6 protein-coding genes and 1 other annotated feature are annotated in these 6916 nt (G+C 28.9%); of the genes, 3 read left to right on the top strand and 3 right to left on the bottom strand.

Annotated features, from left to right (window positions below; all coding sequences use genetic code 11):
- Positions 1-136 precede the first annotated feature (136 nt).
- Together metG and ACQRD5_RS12680 are read right to left on the bottom strand one after the other, a co-directional pair.
- A complete protein-coding gene (gene metG / locus ACQRD5_RS12685) occupies positions 137-2080 on the bottom strand; it encodes a methionine--tRNA ligase (RefSeq protein WP_291627980.1) in 1944 nt (647 codons plus the stop codon).
- Between the two features lie 72 nt (positions 2081-2152).
- Positions 2153-2391, bottom strand: a binding site (T-box leader).
- 55 nt (positions 2392-2446) lie between these two features.
- Complete coding sequence (locus ACQRD5_RS12680) at positions 2447-2791, bottom strand: SdpI family protein (protein WP_427746924.1); 345 nt, start codon at positions 2789-2791, stop codon at positions 2447-2449.
- Between the two features lie 179 nt (positions 2792-2970).
- On the opposite strand from ACQRD5_RS12680, the gene ACQRD5_RS12675 reads away from it, so the two are divergent.
- The 3 genes from ACQRD5_RS12675 to ACQRD5_RS12665 all read left to right on the top strand — a co-directional run bounded on the left by ACQRD5_RS12675 (position 2971) and on the right by ACQRD5_RS12665 (position 4959).
- Positions 2971-3462, top strand: coding sequence for an FUSC family protein (locus tag ACQRD5_RS12675; RefSeq protein WP_294189005.1), 492 nt, complete (start codon positions 2971-2973; stop codon positions 3460-3462).
- A 17-nt stretch (positions 3463-3479) separates the two neighbouring features.
- A complete protein-coding gene (locus tag ACQRD5_RS12670; RefSeq protein WP_291627975.1) occupies positions 3480-3971 on the top strand; it encodes an FUSC family protein in 492 nt (163 codons plus the stop codon).
- 217 nt (positions 3972-4188) lie between these two features.
- Complete coding sequence (locus tag ACQRD5_RS12665; protein ID WP_427746923.1) at positions 4189-4959, top strand: nucleoside phosphorylase; 771 nt, start codon at positions 4189-4191, stop codon at positions 4957-4959.
- Positions 4960-5130: 171 nt separating this feature from the next.
- Here the strand turns inward: ACQRD5_RS12665 and ACQRD5_RS12660 are convergent, their stop codons facing one another.
- Positions 5131-6897 (bottom strand): aminopeptidase P family protein, encoded by a 1767-nt coding sequence (locus ACQRD5_RS12660; RefSeq protein WP_294362568.1) that lies wholly within the window; start codon positions 6895-6897, stop codon positions 5131-5133.
- Positions 6898-6916 lie beyond the last annotated feature (19 nt).

Below are 6916 nucleotides of genomic sequence, written 5' to 3'. Positions count from 1 at the left end.
TTTTTTAATGAAGAATGTAAAATGTAAAGTATAAAATTAAGGAGAAAACTCAGCATAAGCTGAGTTTCATTTTTTTATAATTTAGCCACAGCTAAATTATTACCATAATTCTTCATTATTAATTATTAATTATTCATTATCTAACAACGCTTCCTGTTGGTAGTTCACCAGGATTTACTACTTTTAATAGGCTATCATCATCAGTAGCTGCTGCTAGTATCATTCCTTGTGATAATTCGCCTCTTAGTGTTACTGGTTTTAGATTTGCTACTAAAACTACGTATTTTCCAACTAATTCTTCTGGCTTGTAGTAGTTAGCTATTCCTGAAACCACTTGTCTTTCTTCTCCATTTAAGTCTACAGTTAGTTTTAATAATTTCTTAGCTTTCTTTATTGGTTCGCAAGATAATACTTTTACTACTCTTAAATCTATTTTTTCAAAGTCTTCTATTGTTATTTCTTCTTTTATTGGAGTTATTTCTCTCTTTTCTTCTTTTTTATTAGATGCTAATTCTGCTTCTCTTAAAGCATCTAATTCTGCTAACTTTTTATCTACATCTATTCTTGGGAATAGAGCTTCTCCTTTTTGAACCTTAGTTCCAACTACTGTTCCATCAAAGCTACTTAATGATTCAAAAGTGATATTGCTTGCATTTATTTGTTCATTTATCTTCTTACTTGTATCTGGTAGGAAAGCTGATAATAATACTGAAGCAAATCTTAAGCTTTCAACTAAGTTATATAATACTGTTCCAAGTCTTTCTTTCTTTTCTTCATCCTTAGCTAGTATCCATGGTGTAGTTTCATCTATATATTTATTAGCTCTTCCTATTAAATTAAATACATATTCTAAAGCTTCTGGTATTCTTAAATGATCTATTGCATTATTAACTTTCTTAGGAGTTTCTAAAGCTAAGTTAATTAATTCATCATCAATAGCTTCTTTAACATTATTACTTGGAATTACTCCATCAAAATATTTTTCTATCATAGCTACAGTTCTAGATAGTAAGTTTCCTAAGTCGTTGCAAAGATCTGAATTTATCTTCTTAATAAATATTTCATTATTAAATAATCCATCTGCTCCAAATGGAATTTCTCTTAATAAATAGTATCTAACTGCATCTACTCCAAAATTTTCAACTAAAGTTACTGGATCAACTACATTTCCTTTAGATTTAGACATCTTGCCACCATCAACAAGTAACCATCCATGGCCGAATACTTGCTTTGGAAGCGGTAAATCTAAAGCCATTAACATTATTGGCCAATAAATAGTATGGAATCTTAATATGTCCTTACCAATTAAGTGAACATCTGCTGGCCAATATTTTTCATAAAGTTCCTTATTATCACTACCATATCCTAAAGCTGTTATATAGTTTGAAAGTGCATCTATCCAAACATAAACAACATGACCTTCATCAAAGGTAACTGGAACTCCCCAGTTAAAGCTCGTTCTTGAAACACAAAGGTCTTGTAAACCTGGCTTTAAGAAGTTATTAACCATTTCATTTTTTCTTGATTCTGGTTGAATAAATTCTGGATGTGCTTCAATATAATCCATTAGTTTATCAGCATATTTACTCATTTTGAAGAAGTAAGCTTCTTCTTTTGACTTCTCTACTGGTCTTCCACAGTCTGGACAATTTCCATTAACTAATTGAGTTTCCGTCCAGAAGGATTCACATGGAGTACAATATAAACCTTCATAAGAAGACTTATATATATCACCATTGTCATATAATTTTTTAAATATATCTTGAACAGCTTTAATATGATAATCATCAGTAGTTCTTATGAATTTATCATAGCTTATATTCATAATCTTCCATAAATCTTTAATTCCTGCTACTATTTCATCTACATGGGCCTTTGGTGTTATTCCCTTTTCTTCAGCAATTCTTTGTATCTTTTGTCCATGCTCATCTGTACCTGTTAAAAACATTACATCATATCCTGTTAATCTCTTATATCTAGCTAAGGCATCAGCTGCTACAGTAGTATAAGTATTTCCGATATGAAGTTTAGTTGATGGGTAATAAATTGGTGTAGTAATATAATATGTCTTTTTACACATACCATTTTCCTCCTAAATAATAATCATTTCGTTAATAATAAAAAAGCCTCTATATAGGTATATTAAAACCTACATAGAGACGTATTATACGTGTTACCACTCTAATTCATATTTATTTTGCAATAAATATCTCAGTAGGTGACATAGCATCACCTTGCAATATAACGGTTGCTCCCGTACTATCCTAGCTTTAATGCTCAGAAAGTATGCTCCAAGGCCATCTTCATAAAGCTTCATGTCACTAGCTTTCACCTAACCTAGCTCTCTTTAGACACTTTGTTCTTTACTACTCTTCTTTTCATAGCATTTAAATCATTGTTATTACTATGATATTCTATATTATTTTAAGTGTCAATTACTTTTAAATTATGACTTTTTACTAAACTTCTTCTTCAAAAGATTATCTAACATCATCTTTGATAAAATTACCATAAATAAGCTTAATATTAAAATAAAAGTAAAAGCATTCTCTCCCAAAATTAATAATATTATAGCATTAACTACAAATAATAAACTTCCTATTGAACCAAATATCTTTGCTGCAAGTTTATTAGAGTATTCCCATGAAACTTTATCCTTAATTGTATATTCATTTTTATATCCAAATTTCATATCCTCATATTTTGTTGAACTTGATTCATATAGTCCTCCTATAATAAATAGCCCTAAGGGGATTAGCTCTGATATTAATATATAAACCCAAAATTCCATAGTATCCTTCCTTCTATATGATAATTATACTTAACTTATTATACTATTATAATTTTAGCCTAAATATTTCTATTATCGCAATATAATTTATATTATTTTTGTATTGTTAAAAATTATCTCAAGATAGACCTACATATTTTATATGATATAATTATAAAAAAAGGATTGGAGTTGATTATGTGGAAAAACTGGACTTGCCTCATATAGGATCTAGAAATATTAAAACAGGTTTATCAGTTTTAATATGTCTTATATTTTGGCCAAATTCTCTTTTTGCTGCAATTGCTGCTGTAATCTGTGTTCAAAGTACAATAGAAAATTCATTAAAAATTGGACTTAATAGACTAATAGGTACATTACTTGGAGGTGTTCTCTCATTAATGCTCCTATATATAATTAATGAATTTCATCTTCAAAAATTCTTACCTATAATAGTTGCCTTGGGAGTTTCATTAATAATATATATATGCAATATAATTAAAAAACCTTCAGCTTGTTCTATTTCTTCTATTACATTCATGGCAATATTAATTACTCAAAGCTTTAATGATCCATTAATGTACGCTATACATAGAACTGTTGAAACAGCTTTTGGAGTAACAGTAGCAATATTAATTAATAAGTATATACATCCTCCAAAAGGAAAAAATAATACCACTAATAATAACTAAAGATAAGGAGATATAATATGAAGTTTAAGTTACCAACCATTGGATTAAGAACTATAAAGACTGCTATAGCAGTATTTCTTTGTCTATTATTTTTCCCAAATGAGCCATTTTTCGCTTGTTTAACTTCTGTTTTTTGCGTTCAAGATACGGTTTCCAACTCTATTGATATGGCTATAAACAGAGGATTAGGTACAATTTTAGGAGCTGTATTGGGCCTTATATTTCTACTAATATGTAGATTTATTACTTACAATGTAAATCCATATTTTATTAGCAAATTCCTTGTTTATTTAACCATTGGAATAGGAATTATTTTAGTAATTTATTCCTGTAATTTAATTAAGAAAAATGGGGCTATAAATATATCCTGTATAGTTTTTTTAGCAGTTACTACAGCTCATGCATTTGGCCATCCAATTTACTATGCTCTTAATAGAATTGTAGAAACTCTTTTTGGAATATTTGTAGGTCTACTAGTTAATAAATTTATATCACCACCAGAAAAATAAAAGCGAAGCTTTTTATTTTTAATTCATAATGGATAATGCGTAATGACATTATGAAACAGTACCCTTTTTAATTTTACTTGAATTCATGACATTTACTTTTTATGGAATTATAATACATGATTAATGTATAATATAAATATCCATTATTAATCATAGTTAGAAATGAAGTTATATTTAGAGTTATATAAATTAAAAGCATCTTAAAAAGGGGGATTTTATGATACTTGAAGAATTTGATGAAAATAAGTTGGCTGTAATTAATGCCTTTGATATTATTAATCCAATTGATGGATTTCCTAAAATTGCAGTTTCATGTTTTGCAAGAGCTACATTTAATAGATTGGTAACACAACTTAAAGGAGTTAAAATTAATTCAACTTCTATAGCAAATATGGAAATTCCTATTTATAAAGTAAATTATAATGGAATTGAAGTAGCTTTGTTTATGTCTTATGTTGGTGCACCCGGTTGTATTGCAGTAATAGAAGATATTTTTGCAATGGGAGCTGAAAAATTGATTATTTTTGGAACTTGTGGTGTATTGGACTCATCTATAGAGGATTGTTCAATAATTATTCCTAATATGGCAATTAGAGATGAAGGCACAAGTTTTCATTATTGTCCACCTTCATATGAAATAGCTGTGAATCTAAAATATACAGATATATTCACAAATATACTTGAGAATTATAAATTAAAATATCATATAGGAAAAGTATGGACTACTGATGGAATATATAGAGAAACCCGTGATAAGGTTAAATTAAGAAAATCTCAAGGATGTATCTGCGTGGATATGGAATGTTCTGCAATCGCTGCTCTTGCTCAATTTCGAGAAAAAGATATATTTCACTTTTTCTATGCAGCAGATAATTTAGATTGTGAGGAATGGGATAAAAGAAGCCTATCAAATGAGTCTAATCTACCGCAAAAGGATAAGATTGCTACACTTGCTCTAGAGTTAGCATTATGTATTGGCTCAAAATAGATCTATTGCATCCTACAAACGAATTAAAGTGACAATAATAAGATATTATCAATCTAAAATTTAAATATTAATATTAGTGTAAATTACATTTAAAAAATTTTAAGAAAGAAATTCAGCTTTCGCTGAATTTCTTCAATAACTCTTCTCTATTAGCTCTTACCTTTTCACTGACTATATTCTTCTTGTTTCATACTTTAGGAACTCTTTTTCTTCTTCATTTAAGTATGGACTTAGTTTTTCGTAGACCATGCTATGATAGTCATTTAACCAATCTTTTTCTTCTGGTGATAGCATTTCTACATTAACTCCTTCTAGATCTATTGGGCAGTAGGAAATTGTTCTAAATTTATAAAACTCTCCAAATTCTTCTGATACAAAGTCTTTTTCTACTAAAAGAGTATTTTCTGTTCTTATTCCATGTTTTCCTTCTTTATAAACTCCTGGCTCATTAGTTATAATCATTCCTGGCTCTAACGCCACTGAATTTCCTTCTGGCCTTATTCCTTGTGGACCCTCGTGAACATTTAGGAAAAATCCTACTCCATGACCTGTTCCACATTTATAATCTATTCCATAATTCCAAAGAGGTCTTCTTGCTAGTACATCTAAATTAATCCCAGTAGTTCCTCTTAAAAATTTAGCAGATGCTAATGCTATATGCCCTTTTAATACTAATGTATAATCCCTTTTTTCTTCTTCTGTAATATGTCCTAATATGAAAGTTCTAGTAATATCAGTAGTTCCATCTAAATATTGAGCACCTGAATCTACAAGGAACATTCCTTCTGGCTTTAATTCATATTCACTAGCTTCTGTAGCTGAATAATGCATCATTGCAGCATGATCCTTATATCCTGCTATAGTTCCAAAGCTATCTCCTTTATAATTATCTCCTTGTGCTCTAAAAGCTGTTAATCTTTCACTTGCAGATATTTCTGTTATTTTTTCTTTTCCTATATTGCTCTTTAGCCATTTAATAAACTTAACCATAGCAATTCCATCTCTCACTTGAGAAACTTCCCAATTAGCTATTTCAACTTCATTTTTTATAGCTTTTAAATTAGTTGTTACATTTAATTCTCTTATTACTTTTACTTCATTATTTAAAGCAGCAAATATTTTTGCATTTAGTTTATTTGAATCTAAGATAACCGTTCCTTTTAGCAATTTTACATCATCTTCAATTTCATTATATCCTTTAATTTCAAAACCTTCTGAATTTAACTTAGTTTTAGTTTCAGCATCAACTTTATTTTCATCTATATATATATTAGAATAATCCATTCCAACTAATACATAAGAAAGAGCTACCGGATTAAACTTAATATCATTTCCTCTAATATTACATAACCATGCTATATCATCTAATGAAGATAATATAAAATAATCAGCATTCTTTGCTTTCATATTCTTTCTAACTTCACCAAGCTTTTCACTAGCAGATTTTCCTGCATACTTTTCATCATGTAAGAAAATCTTATTTTTAGGTAATTGAGGTCTTTCCTTCCATATAGAATCTAATAAGTCATTTCTCATATTAATATTAAAATTATTTTCCTTCGCTATATTTAAATAACCTTCATATTGGTTTACTGAAAATACCTTTCCATCAAAGCCTAGAACTTCGTTTTCTTTTACATTATCCTTTATCCATTCTTCAATTGTTGGATATCCTGGAGTTCTCATTTTCATTAGAGAAATCCCACTACTTTTAAGTTCTTTATCAGCTTGGATAAAATATCTACCATCAGTCCAAAGATAAGCATCTTCTAATCCAACTAAAAGTGTTCCCGCTGAGCCTGTGAATCCTGATACATATTCTCTTCCCTTAAAATATTCTGATACATATTCACTTTGGTGAGAGTCACTGCTTGGAATAATGTAATAATTTATGTTTTCTATTTTCATAGCTTTTCTAAGTTTTTCTAAGTTACTCATATTTTGCCCCCTATTTCTT

It is taken from the genome of Clostridium sp. SGI.024, assembly GCF_050315195.1.
Classification (GTDB): Bacteria; Bacillota; Clostridia; order Clostridiales; family Clostridiaceae; genus Clostridium.
This window is presented reverse-complemented; position numbering and strand designations above follow the sequence as displayed.